Below are 16,537 nucleotides of genomic sequence, written 5' to 3' on the forward strand. Positions count from 1 at the left end.
AGAGGCTGGGCAGGGCACTGATAGGAAAGAGAACTCATGGCGAACTATTCTACCAACGAATTCAAGGGCGGTCTGAAGGTAATGCTGGACGGGGACCCCTGTGCCATCGTCGAGAATGAATTCGTCAAGCCCGGCAAGGGCCAGGCCTTCAACCGCGTCAAGCTGCGTAACCTGATCAGTGGTCGGGTCTGGGAGCGCACTTTCAAGTCAGGTGAATCCCTTGAAGGCGCCGATGTAATGGATCTCGACATGGAGTACCTGTACACCGATGGTGACATGTGGCACTTCATGAAGACCGATGGCTCTTTCGAGCAGTACGCGGTCGAGAAGAAGGCGCTGGGTGATACCGGCAAATGGCTCAAGGAGCAGGTGGTCTATACCATCACGCTGTGGAACGACAATGCCATCTCCGTGTCGCCGCCGAACTTCATTGAGCTGGAAGTCGTCGAGACCGATCCGGGCCTCAAGGGTGATACCGCTCAGGGCGGCTCCAAGCCAGCGACCCTGTCTTCCGGTGCCGTGGTTCGTGTGCCGCTGTTCATCAACCAGGGCGAAGTCCTGCGTATTGATACTCGTAGCGGTGATTACGTCTCTCGCGCTTGAGGCCACGCTTGCATGGTATCCAACGAAGGCCACGCTTTGCGTGGCCTTCGTTGTTTGGTGCCAGCTGAATCCAGCACAGGAAGGAGCAGCAACGCAATGATCGCATGGCAGCCGACGGCAACCATCGACACCTTGCGCCAGCGCGCGCGGCTTATGGCAGTAGTGCGGGGCTTTTTTGCCGAGCGTGATGTGCTGGAAGTCGAGACGCCGGTATTGGGGCAGGGCGGTAGTACCGATATCCATCTGGCCTCGCTCAGCTGCGAGGCGCTGACGCCGACTGGGCGTCAACGCCTGTGGCTGCAGACTTCACCCGAGTTCGCCATGAAACGCCTGCTTGCAGCGGGCAGTGGTCCTGTCTATCAGATCGCGCGCAGCTTCCGTGATGGCGAAGTGGGGCGTCGACACAACATCGAGTTCAGCATGCTCGAGTGGTATCGACCCGGTTGGTCGCTGGCGCAACTGCTCGATGAGACACAGGAACTGATTCGAACGCTGCTGGCTACCGACCCTGGTCCGACCCGCCAACAGAGCTACCGTGATCTGTTTATTGCTAATCTGGCGCTGGACCCTTTTACGGTGGAGCTGGAAGATCTGCGCCAGTTGGCCACTCTACATGGCCAGCTCGATATGGCAGCGGCGGCGCGGGACGATTGCCTGGACTTGCTGATGAGCCTCGTGATCGAGCCGAAGCTGGGGCACTCGGGGCTTGACGTGGTGGTCGACTATCCCGCCACTCAGGCGGCACTGGCGCGGCGTCACCGAGACCCACGTGATGGTGAGTGGGTCGCGTCACGCTTCGAGATCTACCTGAGAGGAATCGAACTCGCCAACGGTTACGATGAGTTGACCGATGCTACCGAGCAGCGCCAGCGTTTCGCTGCCGACAATGCCGACCGGCGTACGCTGGGACTGCCGGAAGTGGACAGCGACGAGCGTCTTCTGGCGGCGCTTGAGGCGGGAATGCCCGAGGGTAGTGGCGTGGCCCTCGGGCTCGATCGATTGATTCAACTGGCGCTGGGTAGGGAGCGGTTGGAGGAGGTTATCGCCTTCGCTACACCAGTTTGTTAGTCGGACGCGTCACCACTGGCGAGCTGCTGTCCCATCCGCACTTCAATGCCGCCGTCTCTGGCGGGTGAGATGGCGTCGAAGTCCACTTGATTGGCGAAGGCCATGACCACGGTGGAGCCCAGCTTGAAACGGCCCATCTCGGCGCCACGCTCGAGGGTGATTGGCCGATCGAAACGGACGCGCTCGACACGGCCGGACAGTGGCGTTACCTGGCCACTCCATACCGTCTCTATGGCCGCCACGATCATCGCGCCCACCAGCACCATGACCATCGGTCCCTGCTCTGTATCGAAGTGACACACCAGGCGCTCATTGCGCGCGAACAGGCCAGGCACATAGCGAGTGGTAGCGTCGTTGACCGAGAACAGCCGGCCGGGTACGTAAACCATTTCGGTCAGAGTGCCGGTCAAGGGCATATGTACGCGGTGGTAGTCGCGTGGGGACAGGTAAACGGTAGCAAAGCTGCCATTGCGATAGTCGCTGGCGCGAAGTGGGTCACCGCCGAGCAGGTCACTGACGCTGAAGCGATGCCCCTTGGCCTGGATCAGGCGACCTTCTTCGATGCGGCCCCATTGTGACAGGGTGCCATCTGCGGGACACAACAACCCTTCTTCCAATGGTCGCGCATCGGCCTTGAGCGCACGAGTGAAGAAGGCGTTGAAGGTGGGGTAGACCTCGGGGTCCTCTTCCACTGCCTCGCTCATATCGACCTTGAACTGCTTGATGAACAGTTTGACCAGAGCATTCTTCAGCCAGCCGATACGGCACTCGGCCAGACAACCGACCAGACGCGAAAGCAGGTGATGGGGAATGGGGTACTGGAGTAGAGCAAACAGCTTGGCGGCGGTCACAATAGCGGATCTCTGAATGGTTTTGCGGGCCTGAATGGTTTCGCAGGCAAAGTATAAGGGAGGTGCCTGAGTCGGGCTACGAGTTGTAAAGAGGTGAGAGTTGAGAGGGAAGACGTAAGTAACCCCGAAGACCGAAGCCACCAGCAGTCAAGGGCTTTCGGCTGCTGGTGGCTTCGAGACGTTACTCAAGATTCATGGCTCACAGCTCGATACTCGTTGCTGCATCTGGTGTGCCCCTGAAAAAGTAGACACCTCGGTTTAGGCCGCCAACTCGTAGTCCCTGGGTGTTAATCCGCCCAGGGTCTCGTGAGCGCGGACTCCATCGTAGTACTCTTCAATGTAGTATTTCACCGCCTTCTTCATTTCCTCACGCGTCACCAGCCCCAGATGATGCAGCCACTCCCGCTTCATCAGAGAAAAGAAACTCTCTGCACAGGCGTTGTCCCAACAGTTCCCTCGCCGAGACATGCTGATCGTAAAGCCGGCCCCATTCAGTGTTTTCAGCACGTCCTCACTGCGATACTGAGCTCCCTGATCTGAGTGGAACAGGCTGTCTCCCTCAGTGATCGACCGCCAGCTCAGCGCCTCCACTACAGCTTCTTTCACCAGGGTGGCATCCACCTGAGGGCTGCAGGCATGACCGACCACGCGACGCGAGTACAGGTCCATGACCGTAGCAATGTAGAGCCAGCCTTCCTGACACCGAACCTGAGTGATGTCCGATACCCAGACACGGTCAGGCTCGTCGACACAGAAGCCTCTGTTGAGCAGATTGGGGCGTACCGGGATACCGGGCTTTGGTTTGCGCCAACCAGGGCGAGGAGCTGTCACAGAGCGATATCCCATGCGCTGAAGCAGTCGTTGGACTCGGTTCTGGCTGCAGATGAAGCCTGACTGCACTGCGGAATACCAGAGCTTGCGGTAGCCGGGAATCCCATGCTGCTGCTCAGCTTCCTGATGCAGAAACATCGACAGTGCTTGATTGGCCTGGCAGCGCTTCGATGGCGTCCTGGACGCCCAGCGATAGAAGCCGGATCGAGACACTCCGAGTACTTTGCACATCATGGCGACCGGATATTGATCACCATGAAAACGCTGGATGAAGCGGAACCTTACTTCATGCCCTTGGCAAAGTACTCTTCGGCCTTTTTTAGGATCTCTACCTCCAGCTCCTTGCGTGCCAACTGCTTGCGGAGCTGGCGGTTCTCGCGTTCGAGGTCAGCCAGGCTCTTCGAGGCTCCCCGGTTGGGCAGTGGCTTCTGATCCTTCTCATGAGTCGACACGTGCTCTCTCCTCCACCGTTCAAGGACACTGGTAGGTACGTCGAACCTGGCAGCAATGACCGTTTGGGAATCCGCCGATTCCAGAGAGCACTGAACCACATGCTGCTTGAATTCAGGCGTATACCGACGACGTGTACGTAGAAGCATGACACCTCTCCTCATCCTGTAAAGGGAGGTGTCTACAAAATCGGGGGCATAGCAATCTTGCTTCTTACCTCTTACCTCTTACCTCTTACCTCTTGTTTCTTACGTCTTCTCGATCGATGTATCGTCGCGGTTGCCCCATTCCTGCCAGGAGCCTGGGTAGGCGCGGATCCTGTCGAAGCCCAACGCCTTACCCACCAGCCAGGTAAAGCCGCTGCGGTGATGGCTCTGGCAGTGAGTGACCACTTGCATATCCGGAGTCAGGCCCATGGCCTGTAATTCGGTAATCAGTTCGGCGTAGTCGCGGATGCGAAGTGAGCGCTCACGATCCATGGCGGCGGTCCATTCCATATTGACCGCGCCGGGGAGGTGTCCGAGGTGCTTGTTGTTGCCCTTGAGGCCGGCATACTCATCGGGGGATCGGGCATCCCAGATCGCAAAGCCTTCCGTGCCCAGTCGTTCGTTGATTTCGAGACGATCGATGGCAACCTCGGGGCGCAGAATCTCGGCTTCATAGCGGCCTGGTGAAGGCTGGTGGGTTTCCGTGGACTGAGGAAGTCCCGCCGCGCGCCAGGCATGGATGCCACCGTTGAGATAGGAATAGCGACGGTGACCGATCAACTCGAGAGTCCACAGTAGGCGGCCTGCCCAACCACCGCCTTCATCGTCGTAGGCGACCACATGTGTGTCACGAGTCAGTCCCAGCGACGAGAACAGCTCAGACAGTGCTTCCACATCCGGAACCTCATTGGGTACCTTGCCGCTACCCTTGAGCAGGCGTCGATGATCGAGAAACAGTGCACCGGGAATATGACCCTCGGTGTAGCTTTCCGGCTTCATCGGCACATCGATGATCAGGACGTCCTCGTGGCCGAGGGCATCGGCCACGGCTTCCGGCTCAACAATCAGCGGCAGTAGGTTGTCTTCCGAGCTCATGTGGTTCTCCCCGTCAGGTGTCGTTATCCAGACTATCGATGATACGACGATAACTGGCAAAGCGTTCGGGATGAATCTCTCCGCGCTCGACAGCTTCAAGCAGGGCGCAACCGGGTTCCTGTCTGTGGCGGCAGTCGCGGAAGCGGCAAAGCCCTATCAACGGTTGGAACTCGATAAACCCCTCTGTCACCTGACGCTCGTCGAGGTGGATCAGTCCAAACTCCCGTATCCCCGGGGAATCGATCAACTCGCCACTGGCGAGCTGGTCATCCGGTGCCGGCAAACGGTAGAGCTGTGCGGTGGTGGTGGTATGGCGACCCTTGCGGCTGTCGGTCGACAGTTCGCCGATGCGCAACTGTTCATCCGGCAGCAGATGGCCGATCAACGAGGACTTGCCGACACCACTCTGGCCGACGAACACCGATGTTCTTCCCGCCAGCTGCGCATACAGTGGCTGCATGCCGCCTTCGCTGGACGTCGACGTGGCGACTACCGAGTAACCCAGTGACTCGTAGCGTGACAGCAGTTCGCGCAGCTCGCCGCCGTCTTCCGGCAACAGGTCGATCTTGTTGAGCACCAGCACCGGTTTGATGCCGGTGGCTTCAGCGGCCACCAGGTAACGGTCGATCAACCCCGCATGAGGCTCGGGTTCCACTGCGAACACGATCAGGATCTGGTCGATGTTGGCCGCAACCGGTTTGAGCAGGCCACGCATATCGGGGCGCTCAAGGACATTGTCTCGCTCACCACGAGCCACTACGACGCCACTGCCGTCCTCACCCTGACGCCAGATCACTCGATCACCGGTGACCAGCCCTTCGAGGTTGGCGCGTAGGTGACAACGCGTCGGCGTCTCTCCGCTATGCTCAGCGATATCCAGAGTGCGACCGAAGTGAGCGATCACGCGACCATTCCGCTCGCTGCCATACTCGCCAGCGGCCAGCTTGCCGTCGTCTTCATCCTGACGTTTGGCCGCACGTTTGGCGCGCTCGGCCTGAACCTTCTCGATGCGCCAGCGCTGCTGACGACTTAGTTTACGTTTGCTCATCCGGGGGCTGCAGTCGTTGAAATCGGTGAAATAAGACGATGCCAGCGGCAAGGCCCGGTAAATCGTGACGTTCCGTTCAGGGTGCTGGTATGCACTGTACCTGTGCGGATCGGATCTGTGTGAATTGCATGCTGTGAATCGTACCTTGGTGAATTATACCTTTGTGCAGAGTGTGGCGTCTTGTAGTCGGCAGGATTTCAGCGCGTTTCAGCTGACTGATGATTCAGTGGATGTTCGCCAGACCTGGCGATTGTTCGATTCAAGGCGTGACTGATCTATTCGAAGTGTGGCTGATCTATTCGAAGTGTGGCTGAACCAGCACGGTTCTGAACCCGGCCTACAGGATGTTGTCGATAGCTCATTGTTTATAGCTCATTGTTTATAGCTCATTGTCGATCGCTTGTTGTTGATCGCTTGTTGGTGAAAGCCTGTTGTCCAAAGCCCGTTGTCACCGGGCCGGCGGTGTCGTGTAGACTCGTCGCCATATTTTTGTCTCGGTATACCCGAGGAAGCCAGGGAAGATGTCCATGTCTGACAATACACAAGGGTCCACTGCTACCCAGAACTCGCCGCGCTCCGATCTACTGGTGTGGATCGATCTCGAGATGACGGGTCTCGACCCGCAGCGTGAGCGCATCATCGAGGTGGCGACGCTGGTCACCGATGGCGATCTACAGGTGATCGCCGAGGGGCCCGTGATTGCCGTGCATCAGAGTGACAGCCTGCTGGAGGGGATGGACGAGTGGAACACTCGGACCCATGGTGGTTCAGGCCTGACCGAGCGTGTACGCAGCAGTCGCATTGAACCCGGTGAGGCCGAGCGTCAGACACTGGCGTTTCTGAGTCAATATGTGGTCCCCGGCACTTCGCCAATGTGCGGCAACTCGATTCACCAGGACCGCCGATTCCTCGAGCGGGAAATGCCCGAACTATGGGCATTCTTCCATTATCGTAATCTGGATGTCTCTACGCTCAAGGAACTGGCGAAACGCTGGAACCCAGCGGCATTGGAGGGCTTCAGCAAGCGCAATGTGCACCTGGCCATGGACGACATCAAGGAGTCCATCGCTGAGCTGACCCACTATCGCAAGACCTTTCTCAAGGCGGCTGATGACAGTTAGGCCCACGCTTGTAGGCTTGCCAGCGGATGCATCAAGCGACGGCGATGGTGGCCTGACGCTTGTCGCGCTGACGGTCCAGCGCCCAGCGCACGTGTTCACGCACCAGATCCGAGGGATAGGCAAGCCGCAGCAGCAGTGCGGCCTCCACGGCTCGGCTCCAGGGGGCGTTACCGAGGCCAATGGCGAGGTTGCGTAGCCAACGCTCATAGCCGATACGGCGAATCGGGCTGCCTGCGGTGCGCTCGAGAAACTCCTCCTCGCTCCAGCCGAATAGGCTCAGCAGGCTGGCACGGTCGAGGTCATGGCGTGGGGCAAAATCGACTTCATTGCTGACTCGGGTGAAGCGAGTGAAGGGGCAGACCAGTTGGCAGTCGTCGCAGCCGAACACGCGGTTGCCCATCGCTTCGCGGTAATGCTCGGGGATAGCGCCGTGCAGTTCGATGGTCAGGTACGAGATACAAGCCCGAGCATCGACGATTCTGTCATCAACAATTGCGCCGGTCGGGCAGGCACTGCGGCAGGCACTGCAACTGCCACAGTGCTCGTGTTCGAAGGGCTCGTCTACCGGCAGTGGCAAATCGGTATACAGCTCGCCAAGGAAGAACAGTGAGCCGGCCTTCGGGTTCAACAACATGGCATTCTTGCCGAACCAGCCGAGTCCGGCCTTGCGGGCCAGCGCGCGCTCCATGACCGGAGCCGAATCGACGAAGGCGCGATAGCCGAATGGCCCCACTTCGGCCTCGATCATGCGGGCCAGCGATTGTAGCCTCTTGCGCATCAGCTTGTGGTAGTCGCGGCCGGTGGCATAGCGCGAGACATAGGCCCTGGTCGGCTGGCCCAGCACTTTAGTGGTTTCGACCTCTGGCGGGAGGTAGTCGAGGCGCGCGCTGATGACGCGCACGGTTCCCGGCTCGAGTTCTGCGGGACGGGTGCGCTTGCGACCATGTTTGGCCATGAACTGCATCTCGCCGTGGTGACCGTCGGCAAGCCAGCGTTCGAGACGCTGTTCGTCTTCAGCCAGATCGACATCGGTAATGCCGAGTTGCTGAAATCCGAGCTCGCGGCCCCAGCTCTTGATGCGATCAGCAAGAGCGCCGAGATCAATGTCGGTGATGGCAGACGGGGTGGGCATAAAAAAGGTTAAACCTGGCAACTTATGCTGATACCAGCAAAGAAGCCTTTAGACTGGATAGGGGAATATCGCACCATGGTAAATCATCCCGCCAGGAGGGGACACCATATGAGCGTTGCGGCCCGCAATTTGATGCGCTCTGGCCAGATGCCGTTGTTCGCCGCCGACCAGGTTCGCGAGCTGGATCGTCGTGCCATCGAGCAGGATATTGATGGCTTCGCGCTGATGCGCCGTGCCTCGGGAACGGCATGGCGCTGGTTGAAGGCGCGCTGGCCGGGAGCGCGCAGCCTGACGGTTTTCTGTGGGAGTGGCAATAACGGCGGAGATGGCCATGTGCTGGCAGCGCTGGCGGCCCAGGAAGGTCGTCGAGTGCAGCGTTATTCGCTGGTGCCTCGCGAGCGTTTGAGTGGTGATGCGCTGAAGGCGGCTCGGATGGCAGATGAAGCTGGAGTCGAATGGCTGGATTGGCGAAGTGATGCTTCCATCGATGGTGACGTCATTGTGGATGCCATGCTCGGTACCGGTTTTCAGGGCGAGCTGCGGGCGCCTTATGTCGTGGCCATCGAGGCCATCAATGGCACAGGATGTCCAGTGCTGGCCATCGACATTCCCTCGGGGGTCAATGCCGATGGCGCTGCCGCCGGCGATATCGCGATCAAGGCCGATGTCACGGTGACCTTCATTACCGACAAGCTGGGGCTGTACACCGGGGGCGGAGCAGCGCATAGCGGCGAGGTCGTCGTTGAACCGTTGGGCCTGGATGCCATGGCTCACGAGGACATTACGCCGATCGCCTGGCGCCTGACACCGGAGTGCCTGGCAGAGATGTTGCCGCCTCGCCCACGGGACATCCACAAGGGGGCTTTGGGGTTTGCCGGTATCATTGGCGGTGCACCCGGTTATGGTGGTGCGGCCTTGCTGGCCGCCGAGGCTTGTGCGCGAATAGGCGCTGGCAGGGTGATGCTGGCCACTGCCCCGGAACATGTGACTGCCAGCCTGGTGCGCTGTCCTGAAGTTATGGCGCGGGGCTTGATTCATGCCACTCAGTTGCCACCGTTGCTCGCGTCGCTCAGTGTGTTGGCGATCGGTCCCGGCCTTGGCCAGTCCAGTTGGGGACAGGCAATGCTGCAGTGTGCGCTGGAGCGATCGCTGCCGATGGTTGTTGATGCGGATGCTCTCAATCTGCTCGCTTCGCGCTTCACTTCCATGCAAGACACCACAGCTCACGACACCACATTGCAACGCGATGACTGGATACTGACTCCACACCCTGGCGAGGCGGCGCGATTGCTCGATTGCTCGGTGGCCGAGGTCGAAGCGGATCGTCCGGGGGCAGCCAGGCAATTGCAGCAACGCTTCGGTGGAGTGGTGGTCCTCAAGGGGGCGGGCACATTGATCTGTGGCCCGCGTGGCCTGGCCCTGTGCCCTTATGGCAATCCCGGTATGGCCAGTGGTGGTACGGGAGACGTGCTGACCGGCTTTATCGCCGGCCTGGTCGCGCAGGGCCTGGAGCTCGAGCAGGCCGCCCAGTGTGCGGTACTGGTGCATGCGCTGGCCGGCGACCGTGCTGCAGGTCAGGCTGGAGAACGTGGCTTGCTGGCCAGTGATCTGGCATCCTGTGCACGAAATTTGATCAACCCGACGATGGGCGAGGACGATGCTGCTGCGACTCGATGATGAAGACCGTCAGGTCGCATTTGGAGAAAGCCTGGGACGGGCCCTGGAGGGACGCGGTCGCGTTCATCTATCAGGTGAGCTGGGCGCTGGAAAAACCACGCTGGCGAGAGGTGTATTGCGAGCCTATGGACACCAGGGGGCGGTGAAGAGCCCGACCTACACCCTGGTGGAACCCTACGAACTGGAAGCCGGACGGGTGAACCATTTTGATCTTTATCGCCTCGGTGACCCCGAGGAACTGGAGTTTATAGGCGGTCGTGACCTGTTGGCCGACGATTGCCTGAGCCTGATCGAGTGGGCCGAACGCGGCGAGGGCTGGTTACCTGAACCGGACCTGGTCGTCGCGTTGAGTCATGCCGACTGTGGGCGCGAAGCTCGCCTCGAGGCCCGTACTGCCTGGGGCGAAAGTGTGCTGGCGCGCCTGCATGTGGACCCGCAATTGGCGGGTAGCATCGTGGGAGGCATGGTATGACGGCGAACTTCTGGAAGTTGGCCGCGCTGGCGGCTGTCGCGTGTCCCGGCCTGGCGATACTCCCGGTTCAGGCATCGAATATCGAGAACATGCGCCTATGGGCGGCCCCGGATCACTCGCGGCTGGTGCTGGACCTTTCGGCGCCGGTGAGTGCTTCGGTGTTCGAGCTGGATAACCCGCGTCGATTGGTTATTGATCTTGCTGACACACATCTAGACTCCAATCCGGACAGTATTGATCTCGATGGTAGCGCGATCAGTGCAGTGCGGACCGGTGTGCGTGATGGTGACGATCTGCGCGTGGTGTTGGAGCTTAATCGAGAAGTTGAGCCGCGTCACTTCGCGCTGTCGCCGAACGACCAGTACGGCGACCGTCTGGTGGTGGATCTCGAGTACCCCGGTGAGAGTGCCGTGGAAGACCCGATCGATCCCATCGAGTCGATGATTCGCGAGCAGGAGATTGCGGCAAGCCGGGCCAGAACCGTTGCCGTAGCAGAGGGGCTTGACCCCGAGGTGGCGGCGCCTGCCGTGATCGATGAGGCTCAACCACATCCGAAGCGTGACATCATCATCGCCGTGGACGCTGGTCACGGTGGCGAGGACCCTGGCGCCACCGGTCCCAGTGGGACCCGTGAGAAGGATGTCGTCCTCGAGATGGCTGATCGCCTGGCGCGGATGATCAATCAAGCACCTGGCTTCAAGGCAGTGATGATCCGTGATGGCGACTATTATGTTGGGTTGCGCCAACGGACAATCATCGCCCGTGAGCAGAAGGCCGACTTCTTTGTCTCCATTCATGCCGACGCCTTCAACAGTCCGCGACCGCACGGCAGCTCGGTGTTTGCACTGTCGCAGAGTGGAGCAACGTCGGAGACTGCCAAGTGGCTGGCGGCGACCGAGAATCGCTCCGATTTGATCGGTGGTGTGGATGGCAGCCTGTCTCTGGATGACAAGGATCAGGTGTTGCGCGGCGTGCTGCTCGATCTGACCATGACTGCCACACTCAGCGACTCGCTGACCATCGGTGGTGGGGTGCTGGAGCGTATTGGCCAGGTCAACGCTCTGCACAAGTCGCGCGTCGAGCAGGCTGGCTTTGTGGTGCTCAAATCGCCAGATATTCCGTCACTGCTGGTCGAGACCGGCTTCATCTCCAACCCGGATGAAGAACGTCGTCTGCGTGATGGTGCTTATCAGGAGCGTATGATGGCCGCGGTATTCGGTGGTGTGCGCGCTCATTTTCAACAGAACCCGCCCCCCGCGAGTCTGTTGGCATGGGAGCGTGACCATGGGCGTACAACAGGCTCGGGGGAATACCGTATTCAGCCCGGTGATACCCTGTCAGGTATTGCCTCGCAGCATGGCGTTTCACTGGGTCAGCTGCGTCAGGCCAACGAGCTCAATGATGACGTGATTCGCGTCGGACAGGTATTGAGGATTCCCAGTACATGAGTGACATCGGGACAGCGCGCCGCAGAATTCAGGTTCTCGACCCACGGCTGGCAAACCAGATCGCCGCTGGGGAAGTCGTTGAGCGCCCAGCATCGGTGATCAAGGAGTTGGTCGAGAATGCCATCGATGCGGGAAGTACGCGTATCGAGGTCGAGATCGAGTCGGGCGGTGCGCGCCTGATCAAGGTTCGTGACGACGGTTCCGGGATCTCTGAGGAAGACCTCCCTCTGTCGTTGTCGCGTCATGCCACAAGCAAGATCACCTCTCTTGAAGAACTGGAGGGAGTGGCCAGTCTGGGGTTCCGTGGTGAGGCGTTGGCTTCGATCAGCTCGGTGTCGCGACTGGAGTTGATTTCCAATACCGATGAAGATCCACGTAATGGCTGGCGCGTGGTGGCAGAGGGCCGGCGCATGGAACCGCGCGTTTCACCTGCGCCGCACCCACGTGGCACTTCGGTTCTGGTGCGGGACCTGTTCTTCAATACGCCTGCACGGCGCAAGTTTCTGCGCACCGAAAAGACCGAGTTCGGGCATGTCGAAGAGGCCTTTCGTCGTCAGGCGCTGTCGCGTTTCGATATTGGCTGGGTATTGCGTCACAACCAGAAGACCCTGCATCAAGTACCGGTAGCCCATTTGCCCGAGGATCGAGAGCGCCGTTTGAAATCGCTTCTCGGCAAGGCTTTTCTGGAGAACGCTCTGACCCTGGATATCGAGGTGGGAGCGCTGCGCCTGTGGGGCTGGGTGGGGCTTCCGACCCATTCGCGTGCTCAGGCCGATCAGCAGTACTTCTTCGTCAACGGACGCGTAGTGCGTGACCGGTTGGTCGCGCATGCCATTCGTCAGGCTTATCGTGATGTGCTCTTCAATGGTCGTCACCCAGTGTTCGTGCTGTATCTCGATGTCGACCCTGCGGTGGTTGATGTCAACGTACACCCGACCAAGCATGAGGTGCGTTTTCGCGATGGACGGATGGTGCATGACTTCCTGTTCTCCAGCCTCCACCGGGCATTGGGTGAGGCGCGTGCCGGGCATTCGGAAGCTGAGGCTGAGGATGCTCATGCCGGGCTCGATGTGGACCCGGAAACCGGTGAAATTCGTCAGCCTGTAGCGGCCCCGGACGCACCGAGTCAGCCGGCCTGGCAGCAGCAGCCCATGGCCCTGCACGCGCGCCGTGAAGAACAGGGTGGTGGTGTCACCCCTGATAGGGTCCGAGCCTTCATGGATGGCTATCGCCAGTTGCATCCAGAGCATGAGCAGAATCTGTTGACCCCACAGTCCGGTGCACCTGGCGCTGGAGGTCAGGCTGCCGATCAGGCTCTCGCCGAACGCACTTATCAGAACAGGGTGGCGGAGCCTCGCACCATGGCTGATGTTGCCGAAGCCACGCGGCCGATGCCATCGATGCCGGAGGAGGATGCCACTCAGGCACCGCCACTGGGTTATGCCGTCGCGCAACTGCATGGTATCTACATCGTCGCTCAGAATGCTCAGGGCATGGTGCTGGTCGATATGCATGCCGCCCATGAACGTATCGTCTATGAGCGCATGAAATCTCAGGTGCACGGCGCTCAAGCAAATGGCGGGGCGTTGGATGCTCAGCCGTTGCTGGTCCCCGTGTCGCTGGCCGTCAGTGCGGGAGAGATGGAGACTGCAGAGAGTGAACGCGAGGCTTTTACGCGGCTGGGCGTGGAATTGGACGCTGCGGGGCCGGAGACCTTGCTGGTTCGCCAGGTGCCGGCGTTGTTGGCCGATGCTGACGTTGAGCCACTGGTGCGTGAAATGTTGAGCGACCTGGAGCGTTTCGGTAGCTCCGATCGGATCGAGGCACACATCAACGAACTGCTGGCGACCATGGCCTGTCACGGCAGTGTACGCGCCAACCGTCAGCTGACCATCGCCGAGATGAATGCGCTGCTGCGCGATATGGAGCGCACCGAGCGCAGCGGACAGTGTAACCATGGCCGCCCGACCTGGACTCAGATGAGCCTGCGTGAATTGGACAAGCTGTTCCTCAGAGGCCAATAACGATGAGTACAGACCAGCGGCCTCTGGCGATTCTATTGATGGGGCCGACAGCGGCGGGCAAGACCGACCTGGCCATTGAGCTGCGCGAAGCGCTCAACGGTGAAATCATCAGCGTGGATTCGGCGATGGTCTATCGTGGCATGGATATCGGCAGTGCCAAACCATCGCCGGAGGAGTTGGCGCGTGCCCCGCATCGCCTGATCGACATTCGTGATCCAGCGGACGCCTACAGTGCCGCATCCTTTCGTGAGGACGCCCTCGCCGAGATGCACGAGATCGTGGCAGCAGGGCGGGTGCCGCTACTCGTTGGCGGTACCATGATGTACTTCAAGCGCTTGATGGACGGCGTTGCCAACCTGCCTTCGGCAGACGCCGGAGTGCGTCAGCGTCTCGATCAGCAGGCCCGGGAACAGGGTCTGGAAGCACTTCATCGGCGCCTTGCCAAGGTCGATCCAGAGTCCGCAGCGCGCATCCATCCCAATGATCCCCAGCGCCTGATGCGGGCGCTGGAAGTCCATGAAGTCAGTGGACGTTCGCTTACGGAGCTGTGGCGTGAGCAGGCGCCGCAAAACTTTCCTTTCAGAACCTTGTCCATAGGTCTCGCGCCTGCGGATAGGTCGGTGTTGCATGAACGTATAGCAACGCGTTTCTCATCCATGCTGGAAGCTGGCTTCCTCGATGAGGTGGCGGCATTGCGAGGGCGGGGTGATCTATCACTCGAGCTACCGTCGATGAAGAGTGTCGGTTATCGTCAGGCTTGGTGTTACCTTGATGGGGTCTATGGTCAAGGTGCGATGAGCGGGCTTGATGAATTGCGCTATCGTGGCGTGGTGGCAACCCGTCAACTGGCCAAGCGTCAATTGACCTGGCTGCGTAGTTGGCCGGATCTCCATTGGGTGGATCCATTGACGGGTACAGCAGCAGCTGAGTTATTGAAACTGGTGCGCGTTTCGGGCACATAGCGTAAGATGACCAGTTCGTGTGGCCGAGAGACTGGGCCCCGCCGAAATCTTCGATACTCGCCTCTCGAGATTGGGTAGGCGAGTATCGGTATAACGTTAACCCCTAAGAGACTTTTCAGGGAGAGCAACATGTCCAAAGGGCAGTCCCTTCAAGACCCGTACCTGAACATCCTGCGCAAGGAGCGCATTCCGGTATCGATTTTCCTGGTCAACGGCATCAAGCTGCAGGGCCAGATCGAGTCATTTGACCAATTTGTCATTCTGCTGCGCAATACCGTCAGTCAGATGGTTTACAAACACGCCATCTCCACTGTCGTACCGTCACGCAATGTGCGTCTGCCGGTCCAGGATCCTGCTGCGCAGCCGGAGAGCTGATATCCGTGAGGTATTGATTGTTTTTTGAACGTCCCAACGCCGGTGAAACAGCGGTACTTGTCCATATCGATTTTCAGGATGAGCAGGAGCGCGAAGATCCTGGTGAATTTCTGGAATTGGTGAGGTCGGCGGGCGCCGAGCCCGCCACTCTGATCACCGGCAGCCGACAGCGCCCCGATTCTCGCACCTATGTGGGCTCTGGTAAGCTCGAGGAGTTGCGCGAGGCTCTGTCGGTTCACCATGCGGAACTGGTGATCTTCAACCACGCGTTAAGCCCCTCCCAGGAACGCAATGTCGAGCAGTCGCTGAAATGCCGCGTGCTCGACCGCACTGGCCTGATTCTGGATATCTTTGCCCAGCGCGCCCGCACGCATGAAGGTAAGCTGCAGGTAGAGCTGGCTCAGCTAGAGTACATGTCGACTCGCCTGGTTCGCGGTTGGACACACCTTGAGCGCCAGAAAGGTGGTATTGGTCTGCGTGGCCCTGGTGAAACCCAGCTCGAGACTGACCGTCGTCTGTTGCGCGCGCGGATCAAGTCGATCCACAAGCGGCTCGACAAGGTACGCAGTCAGCGCAGCCAGAACCGTCGTGCGCGTTCTCGTGCCGAGATCCCCAGTGTATCGCTGGTAGGCTATACCAATGCCGGGAAATCAACGCTATTCAACAGCCTGACGCAGGCTGAGGTCTATGCGGCGGACCAGCTCTTCGCTACTCTCGACCCTACGCTACGTCGACTCGAGGTTGCGGATGTCGGGCCAGTGGTGATGGCGGATACCGTAGGCTTCATTCGCCACTTGCCACATAAGCTGGTGGAGGCGTTTCGTGCCACATTGCAGGAGGCGGCAGAGGCATCGTTGCTGGTACACGTCATCGATGCGGCGGACCCCGACCGCGAGTTGAACGTGACGCAAGTGAACAATGTGCTCGAAGAGATTGGTGCCTCTGAAGTGCCATCTCTCAAGGTGATGAACAAGATTGACCTGTTCGATAGCTCACCGAGAATCGAGCGCGATGAACATGGCGTGCACCAGACCGTCTGGCTGTCGGCACGCGAAGGGCGAGGTCTTGATCTGCTGGCGGAAGCGTTGGCCGAACGCCTCGCTGAAGATATTCTCGACTTTCCGCTGACCTTGACACCGGAGCAGGGGCGCTTGCGGGCCGCGCTTCACGAGTCCGGTGCAGTGCGGGGCGAGGATTTCGATGAACAGGGGCGCTCACGACTGGCGCTCAGGCTGCCGCGCCGCGATTTCTATCAGCTGATGTCGCGGCTGGATGAGCGTGCCGAGGACTATCTTCCCAGGTCTCTCCAGCAACGTGAGGCTTGGGAGGCTTGACGACCCGAGGGCCTGATAGGCCCCTGGCGTCGCCAGGAACAGGCGACGCGTTATAAAGG

General features: G+C 59.7%; 16 protein-coding genes. 10 read left to right on the top strand and 6 right to left on the bottom strand.

The window, feature by feature from the left end; translation table 11 throughout:
* Positions 1-36: 36 nt before the first annotated feature.
* Together efp and epmA are read left to right on the top strand one after the other, a co-directional pair.
* On the top strand, positions 37-603 hold the full coding sequence (gene efp, locus AR456_RS05140; RefSeq protein ID WP_021820290.1) for an elongation factor P: 567 nt from the start codon (positions 37-39) through the stop codon (positions 601-603).
* Between the two features lie 96 nt (positions 604-699).
* Positions 700-1,671 (top strand): EF-P lysine aminoacylase EpmA, encoded by a 972-nt coding sequence (epmA, locus tag AR456_RS05145; RefSeq protein WP_021820291.1) that lies wholly within the window; start codon positions 700-702, stop codon positions 1,669-1,671.
* Here epmA and asd read toward each other — a convergent pair.
* From asd to rsgA, 5 genes are all read right to left on the bottom strand, one after another.
* A complete protein-coding gene (asd, locus tag AR456_RS05150) occupies positions 1,668-2,525 on the bottom strand; it encodes an archaetidylserine decarboxylase (protein ID WP_155829362.1) in 858 nt (285 codons plus the stop codon). The genes epmA and asd overlap by 4 nt on opposite strands.
* Positions 2,526-2,780: 255 nt before the next feature.
* Positions 2,781-3,623, bottom strand: coding sequence for an IS3 family transposase (locus tag AR456_RS05155; RefSeq protein ID WP_236995560.1), 843 nt, complete (start codon positions 3,621-3,623; stop codon positions 2,781-2,783).
* Between the two features lie 11 nt (positions 3,624-3,634).
* Positions 3,635-3,967: a transposase gene (locus tag AR456_RS20850; RefSeq protein WP_155829327.1), complete on the bottom strand. Its 333-nt coding sequence runs from the start codon at positions 3,965-3,967 to the stop codon at positions 3,635-3,637.
* Between the two features lie 84 nt (positions 3,968-4,051).
* The gene (locus AR456_RS05165; RefSeq protein ID WP_021820294.1) at positions 4,052-4,885 is read right to left on the bottom strand and encodes a sulfurtransferase; all 834 of its coding nucleotides are present in this window, start codon (positions 4,883-4,885) and stop codon (positions 4,052-4,054) included.
* Between the two features lie 13 nt (positions 4,886-4,898).
* Positions 4,899-5,933 (bottom strand): small ribosomal subunit biogenesis GTPase RsgA, encoded by a 1,035-nt coding sequence (rsgA, locus tag AR456_RS05170; protein WP_021820295.1) that lies wholly within the window; start codon positions 5,931-5,933, stop codon positions 4,899-4,901.
* A 527-nt stretch (positions 5,934-6,460) separates the two neighbouring features.
* Between rsgA and orn the strand changes: the two genes are divergently transcribed.
* A complete protein-coding gene (gene orn / locus AR456_RS05175; protein WP_021820297.1) occupies positions 6,461-7,054 on the top strand; it encodes an oligoribonuclease in 594 nt (197 codons plus the stop codon).
* Positions 7,055-7,085: 31 nt separating this feature from the next.
* Here the strand turns inward: orn and queG are convergent, their stop codons facing one another.
* Complete coding sequence (gene queG / locus AR456_RS05180; RefSeq protein ID WP_021820298.1) at positions 7,086-8,186, bottom strand: tRNA epoxyqueuosine(34) reductase QueG; 1,101 nt, start codon at positions 8,184-8,186, stop codon at positions 7,086-7,088.
* Between the two features lie 108 nt (positions 8,187-8,294).
* Between queG and AR456_RS05185 the strand changes: the two genes are divergently transcribed.
* The 7 genes from AR456_RS05185 to hflX all read left to right on the top strand — a co-directional run bounded on the left by AR456_RS05185 (position 8,295) and on the right by hflX (position 16,478).
* Positions 8,295-9,863 carry a bifunctional ADP-dependent NAD(P)H-hydrate dehydratase/NAD(P)H-hydrate epimerase gene (locus AR456_RS05185; protein WP_021820299.1) on the top strand — a complete coding sequence of 523 codons (1,569 nt, stop codon included), beginning with the start codon at positions 8,295-8,297 and terminating at the stop codon, positions 9,861-9,863.
* On the top strand, positions 9,844-10,335 hold the full coding sequence (gene tsaE, locus AR456_RS05190) for a tRNA (adenosine(37)-N6)-threonylcarbamoyltransferase complex ATPase subunit type 1 TsaE (protein ID WP_021820300.1): 492 nt from the start codon (positions 9,844-9,846) through the stop codon (positions 10,333-10,335). Before AR456_RS05185 ends, tsaE begins: the two co-directional genes overlap by 20 nt.
* A complete protein-coding gene (locus AR456_RS05195) occupies positions 10,332-11,783 on the top strand; it encodes an N-acetylmuramoyl-L-alanine amidase (protein ID WP_021820301.1) in 1,452 nt (483 codons plus the stop codon). Before tsaE ends, AR456_RS05195 begins: the two co-directional genes overlap by 4 nt.
* Positions 11,780-13,807 carry a DNA mismatch repair endonuclease MutL gene (gene mutL / locus AR456_RS05200; RefSeq protein WP_021820302.1) on the top strand — a complete coding sequence of 676 codons (2,028 nt, stop codon included), beginning with the start codon at positions 11,780-11,782 and terminating at the stop codon, positions 13,805-13,807. The genes AR456_RS05195 and mutL overlap by 4 nt, the downstream gene beginning before the upstream one ends.
* A 2-nt stretch (positions 13,808-13,809) precedes the next feature.
* Positions 13,810-14,769: a tRNA (adenosine(37)-N6)-dimethylallyltransferase MiaA gene (gene miaA, locus AR456_RS05205; RefSeq protein ID WP_031208547.1), complete on the top strand. Its 960-nt coding sequence runs from the start codon at positions 13,810-13,812 to the stop codon at positions 14,767-14,769.
* A gap of 129 nt (positions 14,770-14,898) precedes the next feature.
* Positions 14,899-15,144: an RNA chaperone Hfq gene (gene hfq / locus AR456_RS05210; protein ID WP_021820304.1), complete on the top strand. Its 246-nt coding sequence runs from the start codon at positions 14,899-14,901 to the stop codon at positions 15,142-15,144.
* Positions 15,145-15,161: 17 nt separating this feature from the next.
* Positions 15,162-16,478, top strand: a complete 1,317-nt coding sequence (gene hflX, locus AR456_RS05215; protein ID WP_021820305.1) for a ribosome rescue GTPase HflX — start codon at positions 15,162-15,164, stop codon at positions 16,476-16,478.
* The last annotated feature ends 59 nt before the right edge of the window (positions 16,479-16,537 follow it).

This window comes from Halomonas huangheensis, assembly GCF_001431725.1.
Classification (GTDB): Bacteria; Pseudomonadota; Gammaproteobacteria; order Pseudomonadales; family Halomonadaceae; genus Halomonas; species Halomonas huangheensis.